Source organism: Psychroserpens mesophilus (genome assembly GCF_050617655.1).
Lineage (GTDB): Bacteria > Bacteroidota > Bacteroidia > Flavobacteriales > Flavobacteriaceae > Psychroserpens > Psychroserpens mesophilus_A.
The window spans coordinates 1-233 of sequence record NZ_JBODQC010000534.1 but is presented as its reverse complement, the minus strand read 5'-3'; the positions used below and the strand labels follow the sequence as shown (position 1 = coordinate 233).

1 protein-coding gene is annotated in these 233 nt (G+C 65.2%); it reads right to left on the bottom strand.

What is annotated here, in order from left to right; all coding sequences use genetic code 11:
• On the bottom strand, positions 1-233 hold a 233-nt coding region (locus ACRHNM_RS18300), incomplete at both ends, for a response regulator (RefSeq protein WP_431138049.1).

Sequence of the window (233 nt, the reverse complement as noted above, 5' to 3'; positions counted from 1 at the left end):
CCCATGGTGCCGGAGACGAAGATGAAGGGCACTTCCGGCGAGGTCTCGCGCACGATGCGCAGCGCGTCATCACCGGAGAACCCCGGCATGCTCAGGTCGGACAGCACGATGTCCGGCTGGAACCTGGCCAGTGCCTGGCGTAGTTCGGCCTCGCTCTCGACACGCTCGAAGCGGGCTTCCAGGCCCGCGACGAGCATCTGTTCAGACATCAGCTCGGCATCTTCCGGTGAGTC